Source organism: Variovorax sp. 350MFTsu5.1, from assembly GCF_048302515.1.
Classification (GTDB): domain Bacteria; phylum Pseudomonadota; class Gammaproteobacteria; order Burkholderiales; family Burkholderiaceae_C; genus Variovorax; species Variovorax guangxiensis.
Genome location: NZ_CP157620.1, coordinates 4821566 through 4838248 on the forward strand (window position 1 = coordinate 4821566; position 16683 = coordinate 4838248).

Sequence of the window (16683 nt, forward strand, 5' to 3'; positions counted from 1 at the left end):
CGGGTCACCTGCGTGACCTCGCACCGACACCGGCTACGGCGGCAACCCCAGCTGAAAGGGCGGTAACATTTTCCGGTGCTCCGCCGCCCACCCTGGTCGGAGCACCATGAGAACAGCAGGAACTCCGGGGTGTCACCGCAAATGGAGCCCCCTGATGTGGAGCATCCTGGCCGATCTTTTCGTCGGCATCTTCGATTTCGTTGCCGACGTCTTCCTGTTCCGGCGTCTGCGCCACAAGCGCGGCCACCGTGACCGCGGCCTTGCCGAAGACACGCTGGCGGTCGCCCGGTTCGACTTCGTCACCCTCGTTTTCATCGGCCTTGTCTGCGCCGGATTGATGCTGCTCCTGGCACTCGGATTTGGCTTGCCGGCCGGCTGGAGCGTCGGGATCGGTCTCGCCGTCGGCGTCGTGTGGGGAATGTGGCGATATTTCCGGCTGGTTCGCGAGCGATGAGCGGGGCCGGCGCCCGGCTTGAACCAAATATCGTTGGCTCGCTGCGCAACAAAGCCTCAGAATGCGTCGCGCCTATCTGGTCCTCGACAGTGGAGCTCCGACATGAAGAATCGCCTTGCGCTGGTATTGGCCCTGTTGATTGCCGTGCTGTGCACAGCCAATGCCGGAGCACAACCGGCCTTCCCGAGCAGCTTCAAGACCCGGACCGTCACCCTGGCGGATGGCGCGAGCATCTTTGTCCGCTCCGGCGGTGCCGGCCCCGCCGTGGTGCTCATCCACGGGTTCGGCGACACGGGCGACATGTGGGCCCCGCTGGCGCAAGAGCTCGCGAAGACGCACCTGGTGATCGTGCCGGACCTCCGCGGCATGGGGAAATCGTCGAAGGCCACCAGTGGCTACGACAAGAAGTCGCAGGCTGCCGACATACGCGCGGTCGTGACTGCCCTGAAGCAGGACCAGAGCGCCGTCGTCGGGCATGACATCGGCACGATGGTCGCCTATGCGTATGCGGCCAGCTACCCCGACAAGGTCGACAAGCTCGTCGTGATGGACGCGCCCGTGCCCGGCGTCGCGCCATGGGACCAGATCATCCTGTGGCCCGCGTTGTGGCACTTCAACGCCGGCGGCCGCGATTTCGAGCGACTGGTCGCCGGCAGGGAGCGCATCTATCTCGACCGGTTCTGGAACGAGTTTGCCGGCACGCCTTCGAAGATCGACGAGGCGACGCGGCGGCACTACGCCAGGCTCTATGCGCAGCCGGGCGCGATGCGCGCCGCCTTCGCGCAGTTCAACACCATCGCCAGCAACGACGTTGCCGACAACATCGCGTTCTCCAAGACCAGGCTCGCCATGCCGGTGCTCGCCATTGGCGGAGAGAAGTCCTTCGGCGACAACATGGCGATCGTCATGCGCAATGCGGCAACCAATGTGCGCGGAGAAGTCGTGCCAGGTGCAGGACACTGGTTGATGGAAGAGAGTACCGGCGTTACGGTCGGGTTGATCAGCAAATTCCTGGCCGCTTCGCAGTAGCGCCGTCTGCGCACCCCTGCTGACGGACGCCGGTTTCAGAGAAGAGACGACACCACCTCCCGGCAGGTGCGGCACATCCTGCGGGGCCCCAGGTCGTCGATACGCTGATCCTCGCCGTACTGACGCGGCTGGCCGGCGAGTGGCGGATCAAGGCGCTAGAGAACGTGATGCTGGCGAATCCCGCACGGGGGAAGCGATGCCGCGACCGACACAGGCTCAGTAGGACCCCGGCGGCGGCGTGTGCCTCATTCGCCGCGACGTGGCCATGCTGATGAAGCGCGCACGCGCAGCGCCGAGCCGGGCACGGCCGGCACCGACGAAACCGCCGATGGCCGACTTCACCGCATCCGCTACCGGCGACTCCCGCGGGTATGAGGGCGACAGGCCGCACTTGCGCATCAGCCGGTTCACCTGGTGGATGCGGGCCACCTCGCGCGTGGCGGCGGTGTAGAAGGTCACGCCGATCGAGATCGACAGGCGATCGCCGGCGCCGGTCCCGCCGACCTCCGAGCGGGTCATGTGGGGCGAGGTGCTGGGGAAGTAGATGGCATCGCCCGGCCGCGCGTCGAACTCCAGCCCCAGCGGCATGAACGCTTCGCTGAAGCGCACCTTCTTCAGCGACTGCGTGACGATGAAATCCTCCACGGCGTCGGCCGGCACGATGCCGCGGTCGCGGTGGTCCCACACGTTGAGGATCTTGTGGCCGTGCAGCTGCAGCCAGAAGTTGTTCTCGCGGTCGATGTGAAAGGGCGTGACGGAAGGCGGCGCCGAGAAGAACACGAAGCCGTTCACCCTGAAGATGTCCGGCTGCTCGCGCTCCACGAGCGCGCGCATGGAGTTCACCACCGACATCAGCAAGGCCTGGTAGCGGGGAACGACTTCGATGTTGTAGAAGGCGCACGACGAGCCCGGCTCCTCCATGCGCTCGAAGAACTCGTCGATGCTGCGCCCGCCCGGCGGCCTGCCCTCGTGCGAGAGCGCCGAGGAGATCGTTCTCTTCGGGTCCATGAACCTGCACTGGTCCACCTTCGAGAGCTCCATGCCGAGCTTCACGAGTTCGGGCACCTGGAACAGCGGATGCTCGTGGAAGTTGTGGTGCATCGGCGTGATGCGCTGGGTCGAGAACCCCTCGGGGTCGTCGGTCCAGACCCGATATGTCGCCGGCCCCGAAGTCCCGACGGAATTCATGCTGGTCAAGCGCATGGCAGCACCTCCGGAACGCTTTCCGGACTCCAGCCCCCGAACGAAGGCGAGGCCGCAGCCCACGAGCAGAAGTAGTACTTTGGAGTTCAATACTGGAGCGGGTTTATGAACACTCCCTGACCACTCCCATGCGCTTTCGCAGGCTTCATCCACAGCCGCAAAAAGGAGGTCCCGTGGTTCTTCGCGCCGTTGCCTGCGCCAGGGCATCGCCATCGAAATCGACGGCTGCGCGCGCGACGGCTCCAGCATCTTCAACAGGTTCGATGCCGCATCGCGAGGCCCTTCCCCCGGGCTGCGCGCCGCCCCCACCGCGAGCCGGGGCGGCGACGGCACCTGGCTGCGCCGCTCAGGCCGAAGCCGTTTCCCGATGGTTCGCCACGGCGCGGCGCCCGCGCTTGACGGAATACATGGCCTCGTCGGCCAGCCGCAGCGCTTGCGCCGCGGAGCTGGTGCGCGGGTCGATGGCGACCACGCCGACGCTCGCGCCGCGGTAGTCGAGCGTGGCGCCCTGCAGCCGCAGTTCGCCCACGGTGCTTTCGCCCAGCCGCTCGGCGAGCGAACGCGCCGCGGCGTTCGGCGCCTGGTCGAAGGCGGGGCCGGCGCCGATCACCACGAACTCGTCGCCGCCGTTGCGCGCCAGCATGTCGCCCGCGCGCAGCGAGGCCGACATGCGGGCGGTCATGGCGACGAGAAACTCGTCGCCGATGTCGTGGCCGTGGGTGTCGTTGATCTTCTTGAAGCCGTCCATGTCGATGAAGCCGACCAGCACGCTGGTGCCGTCGCGCTCGGCCTGCGCCATCAGCCTGCGCAGGCCGTCGACTAGCGTGCGGCGGTTCGGCAGGCCCGTGAGCGCGTCGGTGGACGCGAGGGTGACGACTTCGGCATGGGCCTTCTCCAGCTTCCTGTAGAGCAGCTCGCGCTCCACCTGCTGGCCGATCAGCCGCGCGAACAGCTGCAGCACGGGCTCGGCATGCGGCGCCAGGGGCTGCTGCGTCGAGCTCGCGGCGCACAGGGTGCCGAACAGGTCGCCGCCCTCGGTCTTGACCGGCGTGCTTACGTACGTCTGGATGCCGAGCTCCTTTGCCGCGTCGGAATCGCCCCAGCAGCTGGCGACGTCGCCGGTGTAGGTGCGGCCCTCTTCCATGGCGCGCTTGCAAAGCGTGTCGGCCCAAGGCACGGTGAGGCCCTCTGGAATGCTCAGCTGCCGCACATTGCGCGAGAAGAGGATGTGCTGCTGTCCCTTGTCGAGGTCGATGGTGGTGAGGTAGGTCGACTCCAGCCCGGTCACCGCGCCGAGCATCTCGAGCATCGGACGGGTCAGGTCTTCCAGCGTCCGGGCCGAAGCCACCGAGTCGGAGAGTTGTTCGATCAGAGATTCCATGGCCGGCATTTTGACGGCGAAGCGGCCCCGGCAGCGGTTCCCCGGTCGCCAGGAGGCTTTCGGGCCGCGTGGCGCCCCCGGAATCACGGGTTTATGCTTGCGCCGGCCTCGGGCCGCCCGGCCTCCACAGATCTCGAAACAACAGGAAACTCATGTTTGACCATGTCAAATTCGGCGTGAGCGACTACGCGGCGAGCAAGGCGTTTTTCTTAAGGGCACTCGAACCGCTCGGCGTCGCCGTCGTTTCCGAGGGCGTACCGAGCTACGGCGTCGAACTCGCCTCGAAGAGCAAGGCCTCGCTGTGCCTGTTCCAGACCGAAGAGAAGCCGGCGCACCTTCACCTCGCGTTCAAGGCCGAGACCCGCCAGCAGGTCGACGCGTTTTATCGCGCGGCGCTGGAGGCGGGAGGCAGGGACAACGGACCGCCCGGCCTGCGCCCGCAATACCACGCGAACTACTACGCGGCCTTCGTCATCGGCCCGGACGGGCACAACATCGAAGCGGTCTGCAACGAGCCCCAGGCCTGACCCGGGAGCTCAGCGCGTCACGCGCGACCAGGCCTCGTAAAGGTCCTCGCCCTCGTCGCGCACCGGCAGCGCGCGCACGGGCATCTCGCGCTGTTCGATGGGCCGCGCGATCTCCAGGTAGCCGCGCTCGGCCGACAGGTCGTGCGGCTCGCCGTCCTCGTTGGAGTAGGCGTAGTAGACCTCCTTCACTCCCGCCAGGTACATCGCCGTGAGGCACATCGGGCACGGATAGCCGCTGGCGTACACCACGCTGCCCGACAGGTCAGTGCCGCCCTGCGCCTTGACGGCGATGCGCACGGCCTGCATCTCGGCATGGGCCGTGGGGTCGCACAGGGCATCGACCTCGTTGACCGCGTGGGCCAGCACCTTGCCGTCGCGCACCAGCACGGCGCCGAAGGGCCAGGTCCTGCGCTCGCGCACGTTGCGCATGGCCAGGCGGATGGCGTCGACCATGTATTTCTCTGCGTTGGGTTCGGATTGGAGTTGGGGTTGGGTCATCGCTAGGGGCTCCGGCGGCAGTCAGCTGCCGCGATACGTTGAAAAGAACCAGGGCGCGCACAGCATCGGCACGTGGTAGTGCTGTGCGGCGTCGAAGATGGAGAAGCGAACGGGCACCACGTCCGAGAGCCCGTCGGCGGCCTTGAAGTGGTCGCCGACGTGAAAGCGCAGTTCGAAGTGGCCGGCACGCGCGTCCTTGGCCGAGAGCATGGGCGCGTCGGTGCGGCCGTCGGCGTTGGTGCGGGTGCCGTTCAGGCGCGTGGGCGGAGTGGTCGCCATGTCGTAGAGCTCCACCTGCAGGCCGGCCAGGGGCCTTCCGTTGGTGATGTCGAGCACGTGGGTCGAGATGCCGGTCATGTCGTGTCCTTTCGTGAATCCGGTGAGCTCAGCTGCCGCGTGAATAGGTGTAGCTCCAGGGGCCGAACTGGATAGGCAGGTGGATGCGTTCGGCGACGTTGGCCACGCGGATGCGCACCGGCAGCCTGGTCAGGAAGGGCGGCATGGGCAGCACAGCCTTCCTGCTGGCGAAGTAGTCGTCCACGTGCAGCAGCAGCTCGTAGTCGCCGGCCTGGTAGCTGTCGCCGATCAGCAGCGGTTCTTCGGAGCGGCCGTTGCCGTTCATGACGACGCTGCGCAGCGGCCTGTAGCTGCCGCCTTCCAGCCGCGAGAAATCGATGCGCAGGCCGGTGGCGGCCGCGCCGTGGAAGGTGTCCAGCGCATGCACCGTCAGGCGCGGGCTCGCGCCATGCAGCACGATGGGGCCGCTGGCCTGGGCCGGGCCGGCCGGCGCGGCGTTCGGCTGTTGTTGCGCGAGTGCTCCACGTGCGGTCAGCGCCGCGGCACCCAGCGCCAGCCCCGAGAGCGCGAACTGCCTGCGCGCGGGTTGGGATACGACTTGATTCGCCATGCTGTTGTCTCCTGTCGTTGTTGCCTTTTTCGGGCGATGGAAGGCCTCGCCGGTGCATGGGATGCACCAGCCGGCGGGAACGGGAACGTGTCCGTCGGGAAGAGAGGGGAAAGGCGCCTTCAGCCGTCCAGCAGCGCGTGGATGCGCCCCCGGGTGATGAGCCCGATCTGGTCGAGCGCGGCGCGGTGCTCGGCCTGCGTGCTCGCCTCGGCGCGCGCGCGCATTGCCTCGAAGATCTGCTGCTTGGTGTTGCGGCGCACGGCGATGATGAAGGGGAAGCCGTGGCGCTCGCGGTACGCGCGGTTCAGCCGTTGCATCTCGTCCAGCTCTTCGCGGCTGAGCGCGTCGAGCCCGGCGCTGCGCTGCTCGCCGACGGATTCGGTGGTCATCGTGCCGGCCTGGGCTTCGCGGCCGGCCAGTTCGGGGTGGCCGCAGAGGAAAGCGATGCGGCGCTCGTGCGGCGCCTCGCGCACCACGTCGAGCATTGCGGCATGCAGCGCGTCGGTGTCCGCGAAGGGCCTGCGAGCCCACGCGGCCTGCGCAACCCAGGGAGAGTTCTCGAAAGTGGGCCCGACGGCGGCGACGAAGGCGTCGCGGTCCATGGCGTTGAGCGCGGCCAGGTCCAAGCGGGTGGCTGTGAGGGTCATTGGTTGTTCTCTTTCATGACTGCTTGCGATGCGAAGGCACGCAGGCCAGGATCAGCAGGGTGGCGCAGACCTCGACCGCCGCCACCACGTACAGGCCGGGCGAGAGGCTGCCGGTGGATGTCTTGATGAGCCCCAGCATCCAGGGCGCGCCGAAGCCGGCCAGGTTGGCGATGGAGTTGATCAGCGCCACACCGCCGGCTGCAGCGGTGCCGGCCAGGAAGCGGTTGGGCATCTGCCAGAACACCGGAATGGCGCTCATGGTGCCGACGATGGCCAGCGTGAGCCCAACAAGCACAGCCAGCGCGCTGTGCCCCAGGAAGAGAGCCACGACCAGCAGCGAGGCAGCGCCCAGCGCGGCGGCCAGGGCGCAGTGCCAGCGCGATTCCTGCTGCCTGTCGGAGTGGAAGCCGTTCCAGATCATGCCGGCCGCGCCGCACAGGTAGGCCACGGCCATGATCCAGCCCACCGTCACCGGGCTGGTGAAGCCCACTTCCTTGACCAGCGTGGGGCCGTAGAAGGTCAGCGAGGAATTGGCCGCGATGATGCAGAAGAAGATCAGGATCAGCAGCCAGATGCGCCCGCTCCTGAGCGAAGCCAGCATGCTGTGCTCGCGCTGGCCCAGCGAGCGGCCGTCGCGCTCGAGGTCTTCATGCACCAGTTGGCGTTCGCGCGCCGTGAGCCATCGGGCCTGCTCGGGCCTGTCGGTCAGGTAGAAGTACGTGACGAAGCCTGCGATGACCGAGGGAATGCCTTCGAGCAGCAGCACCCATTGCCAGCCCGACCAGCCGTTCACGCCGTGCATGCCGGTCATGATGGCGCCGGCCAGCGGCCCGCCGATCACGCCCGCGAAGGCCGAGGCCGACATGAACATGCCGAAGGCCTTGGCCCGCCGGTCGTTGGGGAACCAGTAGGTCAGGTACAGGATGATGCCGGGGTAGAAGCCGGCCTCGAACACGCCCAGAAGGAAACGCAGGAAATAGAACATCTCCGGCGTCTTCACGAACATCGTGGCGATGGAGGTCAGGCCCCAGCCGATGGTGATGCGCATGATGGTCTTCTTGGCCCCGATGCGCTGCAGCAGCAGGTTGCTGGGCACCTCGAAGAAGAAATAGCCCAGGAAGAAAATGCCCGCGCCCAGGCCGTACATCGCCTCGCTCCACTTGAGCTCATCGAGCATGGTCAGCTTGATGAAGCCAATGTTGACCCGGTCGATCCAGGCCAGCACCCACAGCAGCATCAGGAAGGGAATGAGCCGCCAGATGATCTTGCGGTAGACCCCGTCCAGCTCGGACGGGGTGTCGGAAGGCCGGGCGGGTGCGGCCGCCGTGGTTGTCGATGTCATGCTTTGTCTCCAGGTCCTTGGTGTGGGGCTTCGCGATCGGCTCCATCGCCGAGAAGGAACGCCGCCTGCCGGGGCACTGTAGGCACAATGGTCCCGCCGCGCGCACGGCGCGCGGAATGTGCGGCATAAACCAGAGCGATAGGTCGCGCCCCGCGAGGGTGCGCCATCCGGTCGAACCCCTAGACACATGACGAGAAGCCAGGACCTTGTCGACATCCATCTGCTGCGCGTGCTGGCGGTGCTGGTGGCCGAGCGCAGCGTTTCTCGCGCGGCTGTCCGCATGAACCAGACGCAGCCGGCCGTCAGCGCGGCCCTGCGGCGCCTGCGCGACGCCTTCGGCGATCCGATCCTGGTGCGCGAGCGCGGCGGCATGGTGCCCACCGCCCGCGCGCTGCAGCTGCGCGACAGCGCGCGCGAGGTGCTCGGAGAAATCGACCGCATGCTGGCCGGCCCCGAGCGCTTCGAGCCCGGCTCCAGCACCATGACCTTCACCATCGCCACGCCGGACTACCTGGCCGCGAGCTTCATGGCCGAGGCGGTGGCGCGCTTTCGCGCCGAGGCGCCGCAGGCACGCTTGCTGATCCACCCCCTCACCCCCGGCTACGACTACGAGCGCGCGCTGGCGCAGGGCGAGCTCGACATCGTCATCGGCAACTGGCCGCTGCCGCCGGAGCGCATGCACCTGTCGCTGCTGATCGAGGACGACCTGGTCTGCATGATGAGCCCGACCAATCCGCTGGCCGCGCCGGGCGCGATGACGCTGCAGCGCTACCTGGCGGCCGCCCATGTCGTGCCCACGCCCTTCGCCAAGTCGCACCGCGCGGTCGTCGACAGCCACCTCGCCGGGCTCAGGCAGACCCGCGACGCACGCGTCTTCGTGCCCTACTACGCAATGGCCCCCTACCTCGTGGCCGAGAGCGACCTCGTCTTCACCACCGCGCGCCACTTCGCCGAGCAGTTCACGCGCAGCCTGCCGGTGGTGAACCTGCCCGCGCCCGAAGGATTTCCGCGCATGCGCTTCTACCAGCTGTGGCACGAGCGCTCGCAGCACCAGGGCGCGCATCGCTGGCTGCGCGGGCTGCTGTCGACGGTGGGTAGGCACCTGGCGCAGTCGGCGCCCGGTGCGACGACCGAGCCCGCTGCGGACTAGGTTTCGCCTTCCGCAAGGCCCCGGCACAGCTCCAGCACCATGCCGCGCAGCCATCGGTGCGCGGGATCGCGGTCCATGCGCGGATGCCACATCTGCGAGATGGTGATCTGCTCCGTGTGAATCGGCAGCGGGAACGAGCGCAGCGTGCTCTGCGCCCTCAGGCGTTCGAAGTACGAGGCCGGTACCAAGGCCACGAGATCGGTCGCCGCCGCGATCGACAAAGCAGCACCGAAGCTCGGCACCGTGACCGCGACGTTGCGCGCCAGCCCCATCGCCGCGAGAGCCACGTCCGCCGGCCCTTCCTTGCGGCCGTGGCGCGACATGACCACGTGGTCGCAGGCGGCATAGCGCTCGGGCGTGATCCCGGCCTCGGCCAGCAGCGGGTGGCCTTCGCGCACCGCGGCGATGAAGCGGTCCCGATAGAGCGCCTGGACGCGCACCTCCGGCCCCGCCGAGTCGCCCAGCACGCCGACGTCGAGATCGATCAGGCCTTCGCGCAGCGGGCGCACGTCCTTGTCGGGCTTGGGCGCGAAGCGCAGGCGAACGCCGGGCGCCTCCTTCGCGACACGGGCCACCAGCACATGCGCGAAGGCCTCGATGAAGCCGTCGTTGGCCCGTATGGTGAAGAGGCGCTGCAGCGTGCGCGGGTCCAGGCTCGCGTCGGCGGGTTGCAGGACCGCGTGCGACTCCTGCACCAAGTCTCTCACGCGATCGCGCAGCGCCAGCGCATGCGGCGTGGGCACCATCCCGCGCCCAGCGCGCACCAGCAGTTGATCGCCTGTGGCCTCCCGCAGCCGCGCCAGCGTGCGGCTCATGGCCGATTCGCTCAGGCCCATGCGCTCGGCGGCCTTCGCCACGTTGCCTTCTGAAAGCAGTGCGTTCAGCGCGGTCAGCAGGTTGAGATCGGCGTCTTGCATGCCCGACGCTAGCACAGGCGCGCGGATCCAGGCAGGCGCCGCATGCAGGAACAACCTGCGCGCCACGCTCTGGGCCGGCGCGTCTTCGCGACCTATTCTGGGCCGACGCAATCGAGCGTCTTCCATCAAGGCCACTCCCATGCTTCTCTCACCTTCACTCCGCTCCAGCACTTCTTCCATCGGGACCGAGGCAGCGAACGATATCGACGGCCTGCCGATGCCCCGGCGCATCGCGGCCGTCGCCGCCATCCTCGGCGCGGGCACCCTGGTGGTGCTCGACGGCGCGATCGCCAACGTGGCGCTGCCGAGCATCTCCCGGCAACTGCAGGCGACGCCTGCCGATGCGGTCTGGATCATCACGGCGTACCAGCTCGCGGTCGTGATGTTCCTGCTGCCTGCTTCCGCCGTCGGCGCGCGACTCGGCTATCACCGAGTGTTCGCCGGCGGCGTCGCGCTGTTCACCGCGGCGTCGGTGCTGTGCGCGCTTTCTCCGTCGCTGCCATGGCTGGTCGCCGCGCGATGCCTGCAAGGGCTGGGCGCGGCGGCAGTGATGCCGCTCGGCCTGGCGCTGCTGCGCTTCACCTATCCACGCCGGCTGCTGGCGAGCGCGATAGGCTGGAACGCACTCGCCATTGCGGGCGCCACGGCGGCGGGGCCTTCCATCGGCGCATTCATTCTTTCGGCGGCGAGCTGGCCGTGGCTCTTCGCGGTGAACCTGCCCATCGGCCTCCTCGTGCTCGCCGCTTGCACGAAGCTGCCGCGCCCCGAGTCGACGAAGGACAGCATCGACCTCTGGAGCATTGCGCTCAACGCGATCATGTTCGCCGCCTTCGTGCTCGGCAGCGACCGGCTGCCGTCGAGCCTGCCGCACGGCGGCGCGCTGCTCGGCGTGGCGATCGCCTCGATGGTCCTGCTGGTGCGCCGCGAGATGGCGAAGAAGGCGCCGCTGGTCCCGCTCGACCTGCTGCGCGTGCACTCGTTCCGCATCTCCGTCATCGCTTCGGTCTGCTGCTTCACCGGCCAGATGGCGAGCTACGTGGCACTGCCCTTCTACATCCAGCACGAACTCGGCCAGAGCACAACTGCCACCGGCCTGCTGATGACGCCCTGGCCATTGGCGGTGATGCTGGCCGCGCCGCTGTCGGCACGCATGGCGCAGCGGGTGCCGACCGCATGGCTCTGCGCGGCGGGAAGCGCGTTTCTCGCAACCGGGCTGGCGCTGTGCGCGCTGTGGCCCATACACGGCGACCCGGCCTTGCCGATCGCGCTCTTCACCAGCCTCGCCGGCTTCGGCTTCGGCCTCTTCCAGACGCCCAACAACCAGAACATGCTGCTCTCGGCGCCCAAGGAACGCTGCGGCGCGGCCGGTGGAGCGCAAGGAACCGCGCGGCTCACCGGGCTGACGCTCGGGAGCCTGGCGATGAGCCTGGTGTTCGGGGTACTGCCTTCACACAGTGCCGTGCACCTGGGGCTCACGATAGCGGCGCTGGCTGCCCTGGCGGGGAGCGTGGTGAGCCTGCTCAGGAGCCCTGCAAGGCCGCGGCTCTCGTGAACAGGAAGCCCTAGGCAGGCAGTTGCAGCAGCGGCAGGTGCCAGCCGCCGTAGATGCCACCCACGCGCAGCGCCACGATCAGCACCACGCCCGCATGGAAGGCCCAGCGCCTGCTCGCTCCCGCGGCCTGGAGCAGCAGATAGGCGGCGATGCCCGCGATGGCGGCAGAACCATAGATGCCGCTGCTCAGCAGCAGCGGAACATGCGCGGTGAACACATCGCGCATCAGGCCGCCGGCTGCACCGGTCATGGTGCCGACCAGTGTCACGATGACCGCCGGCAGCCGCCGCTCTTCGGCGATCTGCGCCCCGGTGATCGCGAAGAGCCCCAGTCCCAGCGCATCGGCCAATGCCAGCGCGTGCTCCGGTATCGGTACGAAGTGCACCCACGCGATGCTCGCCGCGGTCGCCGCGAGGATCACGTAGACATGGCGCACGTCACTGATCCAGAACACCGGATGGCGGTTGAGCAGCAGGTCGCGCAGGGTTCCGCCACCCACCGCGGTGACGGAGGCGATCACCAGCACGCCCAGCCAGTCGAGTCCCGCGCGGCCTGCGGCCAGCACGCCGCTGACCGCGAACACGGCAACGCCGGAGAGATCGAACAGATACAGCAGCATGGCTTCCGCAGATGCGGGAGTCGGCGCCCTGCCTGGCTCTTCTCGCTCGGAATGTTCCATCGGTCGGTGTGAAGAGAAGGTTTGGAAGATCGGTGCCCGGCATTCTGCATGCGAGTGCCGGGCACGTTCCCGAGGACAGGCCGGACCCGCCTTCCAAAGCCCGCTTCCACCCGGAGACTGCGATCTCCGGTGGTCATGTTGACAAATGTGAACTGGCACACATTCGCCGTCCGAAAGCGAATGCGGCCTCCTACTGCAATCCGTAGTATTCATTTTGTTTCACAACTGTTCTACGGAGCTTGCACGTGATGGCCTGCAGACCCTCGTTCCACCGAACGTACGAGCCGCTGAATGCGGTTCGCGGGTCCGCCGCACGAACGCGTGGCCCCGCTGAGCCGAAGGCCACGTCCATGCCGTACACCTAGCCGTTCCCGCGTGCCGCGCCGAAGTTCTCGCGCGAACCGCACGCCCTCTCTCCCGTGACCCGATAGCCGATCGCCGGCACTCCTCGAAGGGGTGCGTGTCGCGTGATGCCTTCGCTCGTCCGGTGATTTCCTGTCTTCCGTCTTGATCCTGCGCCGCGGCGCGGGATGGAGAAGTGCTGCCGCAAGAAGCGCGGCCTCTTTCTTCTCTCTTCACCGGGTTCGAGCAAAAGAAATTCGATCGAGGACGCAAATGGCCGCTCTCTCATCACCGACCGCCTGGCCTGCAGGCACGCACCGGCCCGCCGCCTGGGCGCAGCGCACGCCCGCAGGAAGCCGCGTTCACGGCGCACATGGCCCGCATGCCGAGCCCGTGGCCCGGAACTCCACCGCGGCTGCGGAACGCATCGCCGCTCGCAGGGCCTGCGCCTTCGTGTTCATCGCGAACCTGCCGCATCTGGTCGAGGCCTACGGGCAGGACTTCGCGTCCGCCACGAGCCTCGAAGTGCAGCGCCGGCTGTGCGCCAACTTCATCTCGCTGCCCTCGTCCGACATGGCCCGGCTGCGTGACGACTGCTTCCTGCTGTGGGAGAACGAGGCATTCGATTGCGCGGCTCACGGCATGCGCGATCGAGGTGACGCGCCGCATGCCTCCCGCCCCATCGAGACGCTGCTCGCGGTGCTCGGCGCCGAGCCCGTGCGGGCCGGCGGCATCGCCGCGCTGGTGCAGCTGCATGCCGACTGGATCGACGTGCGCTCGCCGCAGCAGCTCGGCGCCTCCGAGATCGAGCTCACTCTGTGGACCGCGCAGCCCTTCCCCGACTCGCGCGAGAGCCGAGCCGACGGCTGGCGCCAGCTCTACCGCGCCGACATGGACGTGGCCGTGCGCGTGAGCGAAGCACTGCGTGCCGAAGACCTCTCGTTCTCGTGGCAACCGGTGGTGCACCCGGGCAGCGTGGCCACCACTCTCTACCGCGCCGGCCGTGCGCGCATCGCGCCGAGCCACGGCGAAGCGGCCTCGCTCCTGCCCGAAGTGTTCATGCCCTGCCTGCAGCGACTGGGGCTCACGCGCGCCTTCGATCGCACCGTGATGCGACGCGCCGTGGCCGCGCTGCGGCTGCAGCCTTCGGCGCATATCGGCGTGAGCATCTCGGCGCAGGGCATCCAGGTCGACCACTGGTGGGCCTCGCTGCTCGCGGTGCTCGACAGGGAGCCCGAGCTGGCCTCGCGGCTCGTGATCGAGATCGCGGACAGCGCCGCGCTGCCCGACCTCGAGGCGGCGCACGACTTCTGCGTGCAGCTGCAGCTGCGCGGCTGCCGCATCGCCATCCGCGACTTCGGCAGCGGCACCGACAACCTCGCGGCCGTGCAGGCATGCGGGCCCGACATCGTGAAGCTCGACGCGGCCCTGCTGCGCCGCGCGCGCGACAACGAGTTCGGCCGGGAATGCCTGCGCGGAATGCTCGCGATGTGCGCGCACTTCGCGCCGCACGTGGTGGTCGACGGCGTGGAGCGCGACGACGACGTGCACATCGCATCGCACGCCGGCGCGCAATGGCTGCAAGGCTACGGCATCGGCCGCGACGGAGGCAGGCCATGAGCATTCCCGCCGACATGCAGCTGCGCCTCGCGCGCCTGAGCACCGACCTGCTGCAGATGCAGCGCGCCGTGCTGGAACTCATGCAGGAGTGCGGCCCGCAGGACCCCGAGGCCAGCGAGCACGACCTCATCGCCGCCGCGCAGTACCGCGCGCTCGAAGCCGCATTGCACGCGCCCGGGGCGGCTTCGCCATCGCGCAACGAAGCAACCAACGAGGGCGGCGAGCTGCTCGCATGGCCCGGCTTTCCTCAACCCGTGCAACGGGCGATGCGCGCATGAGCTTCAGGCGTTCACACCCGGTTCCCGTCTTTCCCATTTCCCTACGCAGGACTCCCATGCCAATCCAATTTGCCCTGGCCCCCAGCGGCGCGTCGCCCTCCTTCGCCGCGCGCTCTCTTTCCTCGAACGCCGCACGCGCCGCGCTGTGCATGCTGCTCGCCGTCGCGGCCGCGTGCGCCTCTGCCAACAACGTCGGCGAGAACAGCGCCTGGCAGTTCCAGACCTCCGCCGACAAGGCCAACCAGGCGGCGGTGCAGGACATGATCCAGCGCAAGAAGGCCGGCTCGTACGGCGCGGCCAACTACACGACCAACAACTACGTCGGCAAGCAATACAACTGCGACGTCACCTCGACCGCGCAGGGCAACCAGGGCACCAACAGCACCACCGCCAACTCGCCCGGCACCAGCGGCGCGTCGGCCAATTCCACCGGCAACTCGAGCACGGGCGTCGGCGGCACCGGCACGGTGAGCACGGGCCAAGCCAACAGCGGCGCCGTGGGCTCCGCGGTGATCGGCTCCACCACCAGCAACGTGCAGGGCTGGTCGAGCCAGGCCCTGAACTCCAACCAGACCAACACCGGCAGCCAGAGCGCAAGCATCAGCGGCAGCACGGCCTGCGCCTTCGGCGCACTCAACTGACCACCCAACCGACAGGGAAGAAAAAGGAATGACCGCATTCAAGTCGATCCGCGCGTTGCCGCTCGGAAAAAAAGCCGCATCGCGCGGACTGGTTGCAGCCGCAGCCGTCATGAGCCTGGCCGGCTGCGTCGTCGCGCCGCAGCAGCAGATGGCGCCGAAGGAAGCGCCCGTGGTGCTCGGCCCCGCCGTGCGCGAGAACGTCACGCCCATGGAGGCGGTGCTCGCCTGCTTCGGCGATCACGTGGCGTCCGCGATGACCGCAACGCAGCGCCCGCCCATCGTCATCACCGTGGGCGACGTGAAGGACTACACCGGCAAGTACAGCATCAACGAAGGCAACGCCATCACGCAGGGCGGCGCGCTCATGGTGTATTCGGCGCTGGGCAAGCTCGGCGGCGCGGTGCAGGTGGCCGAGCGCTTCGACCCGGTGATCGCCGAGCGCGAACTCGGCTATGCCGACCGCCGCCAGCTCGGCGACGGCCGCACCCATCAGCTCGCGGGCCCGAACGGCGGCCAGACGGTGCCATGGCTGCCGTACTTCGGCGGCTCGATCAACAAGTCCGACTACTTCATCGTCGGCGGCATCACCGAGCTCAACTACAACATCAACTCCGGCGGCGCCGAGATCGGCGTGAACCAGGTGGGCGTGAAGGCGCGCACCTTCAGCCAGTCGGTAGGCATCGACCTGCGCATCGTCGACACCAAGACGCTGATGATCGTGAAGACGATCAGCCTGACGAAGCAATTCAACGGCTACGAAGTCGGCTTCAACGTCTTCCGCTTCTTCGGCAGCAAGCTCTACGACATCGACGTGGGCGCCAAGGGCCAGGAACCGGTGCAGATGGGCGTGCGCGCGGCGCTCGAGGAAGGCGTGGTGCGCCTGGTGGCTGCCGTGTCCAAGGTCGATCCGAACCCGTGCCTGGGCATGCGCATGACGGGCGAGCTGACCCTCACGCCCGCCGAGCAGATGCGCAAGGTGCCCAACCCGCTAGTCGACGCCTCGGGCGCGCCGGTGCAGCAGGGCGAGGCCGTCAACGCGGCCAGCCAGACGGGCGCGAGCCTCACGGGCTCCAGCCTGCAGATTCCCTTCGAGTTCGGCGCGGCCGCGCTCACTGGCGGCACGCTGAACCTCATCGACCAGATCGCGGCGGCCGCGGCCAAGGCCCCCACCGAGGTGGTGCTGGTGGCGCGCGACACCGAGAACTGGGACTCCGGCAAGCGCGACCTGCTGACCGACCAGCGCATCGGCGTGGTCACCACCGCGCTCGCATCGCGCGGCCTCGCGCCCGGCGGCATCAGCGTCACATGGCGTCCAGACAAGGCCGACACGTCGATCCACCGCGACGGCCCCGGCCTGCAGGAGATCGCCAAGCTCCGCGTCCAGGGCGCGGGGAGGGGTGGGCCGGCCCGTCCGGTCCGTGAGGAGAACGCAACCGGAGGAAAGTAAGTCACCGAGAGGCACCACGAAGTCTTCAATCCCAGGACGACGCGACGTCCGTCATTTCGCTTTTCATCG

At 68.2% G+C, this 16683-nt stretch carries 18 protein-coding genes; 9 read left to right on the plus strand and 9 right to left on the minus strand.

Annotated elements, in window-relative coordinates:
- Positions 1 to 154: 154 nt before the first annotated feature.
- A complete protein-coding gene (locus ABL843_RS21930; protein ID WP_369661391.1) occupies positions 155 to 454 on the plus strand; it encodes a hypothetical protein in 300 nt (99 codons plus the stop codon).
- Between the two features lie 102 nt (positions 455 to 556).
- Complete coding sequence (locus tag ABL843_RS21935; protein ID WP_126024460.1) at positions 557 to 1483, plus strand: alpha/beta fold hydrolase; 927 nt, start codon at positions 557 to 559, stop codon at positions 1481 to 1483.
- A gap of 216 nt (positions 1484 to 1699) precedes the next feature.
- On the opposite strand, the gene ABL843_RS21940 is transcribed toward ABL843_RS21935, so the two are convergent.
- Positions 1700 to 2686, minus strand: coding sequence for a JmjC domain-containing protein (locus ABL843_RS21940; RefSeq protein WP_418117289.1), 987 nt, complete (start codon positions 2684 to 2686; stop codon positions 1700 to 1702).
- Between the two features lie 346 nt (positions 2687 to 3032).
- Positions 3033 to 4067 (minus strand): diguanylate cyclase, encoded by a 1035-nt coding sequence (locus ABL843_RS21945; protein ID WP_418117290.1) that lies wholly within the window; start codon positions 4065 to 4067, stop codon positions 3033 to 3035.
- Positions 4068 to 4219: 152 nt separating this feature from the next.
- On the opposite strand from ABL843_RS21945, the gene ABL843_RS21950 reads away from it, so the two are divergent.
- A complete protein-coding gene (locus ABL843_RS21950) occupies positions 4220 to 4594 on the plus strand; it encodes a VOC family protein (RefSeq protein ID WP_418117291.1) in 375 nt (124 codons plus the stop codon).
- A 9-nt stretch (positions 4595 to 4603) separates the two neighbouring features.
- On the opposite strand, the gene ABL843_RS21955 is transcribed toward ABL843_RS21950, so the two are convergent.
- From ABL843_RS21955 to ABL843_RS21975, 5 genes are all read right to left on the minus strand, one after another.
- Positions 4604 to 5092 carry a nucleoside deaminase gene (locus ABL843_RS21955; protein WP_418117292.1) on the minus strand — a complete coding sequence of 163 codons (489 nt, stop codon included), beginning with the start codon at positions 5090 to 5092 and terminating at the stop codon, positions 4604 to 4606.
- Positions 5093 to 5113: 21 nt separating this feature from the next.
- Entirely contained in the window at positions 5114 to 5449 is a 336-nt protein-coding gene (uraH, locus tag ABL843_RS21960; RefSeq protein WP_418117293.1) for a hydroxyisourate hydrolase, read from the minus strand.
- A 28-nt stretch (positions 5450 to 5477) separates the two neighbouring features.
- Positions 5478 to 5999 (minus strand): hydroxyisourate hydrolase, encoded by a 522-nt coding sequence (locus tag ABL843_RS21965; RefSeq protein ID WP_126024454.1) that lies wholly within the window; start codon positions 5997 to 5999, stop codon positions 5478 to 5480.
- Positions 6000 to 6118: 119 nt separating this feature from the next.
- Positions 6119 to 6646: a 2-oxo-4-hydroxy-4-carboxy-5-ureidoimidazoline decarboxylase gene (uraD, locus tag ABL843_RS21970; RefSeq protein ID WP_418117294.1), complete on the minus strand. Its 528-nt coding sequence runs from the start codon at positions 6644 to 6646 to the stop codon at positions 6119 to 6121.
- A 13-nt stretch (positions 6647 to 6659) separates the two neighbouring features.
- Positions 6660 to 7988 carry an MFS transporter gene (locus ABL843_RS21975; RefSeq protein WP_126024452.1) on the minus strand — a complete coding sequence of 443 codons (1329 nt, stop codon included), beginning with the start codon at positions 7986 to 7988 and terminating at the stop codon, positions 6660 to 6662.
- Between the two features lie 187 nt (positions 7989 to 8175).
- Here ABL843_RS21975 and ABL843_RS21980 point away from each other — a divergent pair, with 187 nt between their 5' ends.
- Positions 8176 to 9138, plus strand: a complete 963-nt coding sequence (locus tag ABL843_RS21980; protein WP_418117296.1) for a LysR substrate-binding domain-containing protein — start codon at positions 8176 to 8178, stop codon at positions 9136 to 9138.
- Here the strand turns inward: ABL843_RS21980 and ABL843_RS21985 are convergent.
- Positions 9135 to 10055 (minus strand): LysR family transcriptional regulator, encoded by a 921-nt coding sequence (locus ABL843_RS21985; protein ID WP_418117297.1) that lies wholly within the window; start codon positions 10053 to 10055, stop codon positions 9135 to 9137. The two genes, ABL843_RS21980 and ABL843_RS21985, sit on opposite strands and share 4 nt — an antisense overlap.
- Before the next feature lie 139 nt (positions 10056 to 10194).
- Here ABL843_RS21985 and ABL843_RS21990 point away from each other — a divergent pair, with 139 nt between their 5' ends.
- Positions 10195 to 11607, plus strand: coding sequence for an MFS transporter (locus ABL843_RS21990; protein WP_418117298.1), 1413 nt, complete (start codon positions 10195 to 10197; stop codon positions 11605 to 11607).
- Between the two features lie 10 nt (positions 11608 to 11617).
- On the opposite strand, the gene ABL843_RS21995 is transcribed toward ABL843_RS21990, so the two are convergent.
- The gene (locus ABL843_RS21995; RefSeq protein WP_418117299.1) at positions 11618 to 12226 is read right to left on the minus strand and encodes a trimeric intracellular cation channel family protein; all 609 of its coding nucleotides are present in this window, start codon (positions 12224 to 12226) and stop codon (positions 11618 to 11620) included.
- 675 nt (positions 12227 to 12901) lie between these two features.
- On the opposite strand from ABL843_RS21995, the gene ABL843_RS22000 reads away from it, so the two are divergent.
- The 4 genes from ABL843_RS22000 to ABL843_RS22015 are packed head-to-tail and all read left to right on the plus strand — an operon-like array spanning position 12902 to position 16614.
- The gene (locus ABL843_RS22000; RefSeq protein ID WP_418117300.1) at positions 12902 to 14248 is read left to right on the plus strand and encodes an EAL domain-containing protein; all 1347 of its coding nucleotides are present in this window, start codon (positions 12902 to 12904) and stop codon (positions 14246 to 14248) included.
- Positions 14245 to 14526: a hypothetical protein gene (locus ABL843_RS22005; RefSeq protein WP_126024446.1), complete on the plus strand. Its 282-nt coding sequence runs from the start codon at positions 14245 to 14247 to the stop codon at positions 14524 to 14526. Before ABL843_RS22000 ends, ABL843_RS22005 begins: the two co-directional genes overlap by 4 nt.
- A gap of 56 nt (positions 14527 to 14582) precedes the next feature.
- Positions 14583 to 15167 carry a hypothetical protein gene (locus ABL843_RS22010; RefSeq protein ID WP_369661379.1) on the plus strand — a complete coding sequence of 195 codons (585 nt, stop codon included), beginning with the start codon at positions 14583 to 14585 and terminating at the stop codon, positions 15165 to 15167.
- A gap of 28 nt (positions 15168 to 15195) precedes the next feature.
- Positions 15196 to 16614, plus strand: a complete 1419-nt coding sequence (locus ABL843_RS22015) for a CsgG/HfaB family protein (protein ID WP_418117302.1) — start codon at positions 15196 to 15198, stop codon at positions 16612 to 16614.
- Positions 16615 to 16683 lie beyond the last annotated feature (69 nt).

Coding starts and splice junctions, on each gene's coding strand:
- ABL843_RS21930 (WP_369661391.1), top strand. CDS start 155: ATGTGGAGCATCCTGGCCGATCTTTTCGTCGGCATCTTCGATTTCGTT.
- ABL843_RS21935 (WP_126024460.1), top strand. CDS start 557: ATGAAGAATCGCCTTGCGCTGGTATTGGCCCTGTTGATTGCCGTGCTG.
- ABL843_RS21940 (WP_418117289.1), bottom strand. CDS start 2,686: ATGCGCTTGACCAGCATGAATTCCGTCGGGACTTCGGGGCCGGCGACA.
- ABL843_RS21945 (WP_418117290.1), bottom strand. CDS start 4,067: ATGGAATCTCTGATCGAACAACTCTCCGACTCGGTGGCTTCGGCCCGG.
- ABL843_RS21950 (WP_418117291.1), top strand. CDS start 4,220: ATGTTTGACCATGTCAAATTCGGCGTGAGCGACTACGCGGCGAGCAAG.
- ABL843_RS21955 (WP_418117292.1), bottom strand. CDS start 5,092: ATGACCCAACCCCAACTCCAATCCGAACCCAACGCAGAGAAATACATG.
- uraH (WP_418117293.1), bottom strand. CDS start 5,449: ATGACCGGCATCTCGACCCACGTGCTCGACATCACCAACGGAAGGCCC.
- ABL843_RS21965 (WP_126024454.1), bottom strand. CDS start 5,999: ATGGCGAATCAAGTCGTATCCCAACCCGCGCGCAGGCAGTTCGCGCTC.
- uraD (WP_418117294.1), bottom strand. CDS start 6,646: ATGACCCTCACAGCCACCCGCTTGGACCTGGCCGCGCTCAACGCCATG.
- ABL843_RS21975 (WP_126024452.1), bottom strand. CDS start 7,988: ATGACATCGACAACCACGGCGGCCGCACCCGCCCGGCCTTCCGACACC.
- ABL843_RS21980 (WP_418117296.1), top strand. CDS start 8,176: ATGACGAGAAGCCAGGACCTTGTCGACATCCATCTGCTGCGCGTGCTG.
- ABL843_RS21985 (WP_418117297.1), bottom strand. CDS start 10,055: ATGCAAGACGCCGATCTCAACCTGCTGACCGCGCTGAACGCACTGCTT.
- ABL843_RS21990 (WP_418117298.1), top strand. CDS start 10,195: ATGCTTCTCTCACCTTCACTCCGCTCCAGCACTTCTTCCATCGGGACC.
- ABL843_RS21995 (WP_418117299.1), bottom strand. CDS start 12,226: ATGCTGCTGTATCTGTTCGATCTCTCCGGCGTTGCCGTGTTCGCGGTC.
- ABL843_RS22000 (WP_418117300.1), top strand. CDS start 12,902: ATGGCCGCTCTCTCATCACCGACCGCCTGGCCTGCAGGCACGCACCGG.
- ABL843_RS22005 (WP_126024446.1), top strand. CDS start 14,245: ATGAGCATTCCCGCCGACATGCAGCTGCGCCTCGCGCGCCTGAGCACC.
- ABL843_RS22010 (WP_369661379.1), top strand. CDS start 14,583: ATGCCAATCCAATTTGCCCTGGCCCCCAGCGGCGCGTCGCCCTCCTTC.
- ABL843_RS22015 (WP_418117302.1), top strand. CDS start 15,196: ATGACCGCATTCAAGTCGATCCGCGCGTTGCCGCTCGGAAAAAAAGCC.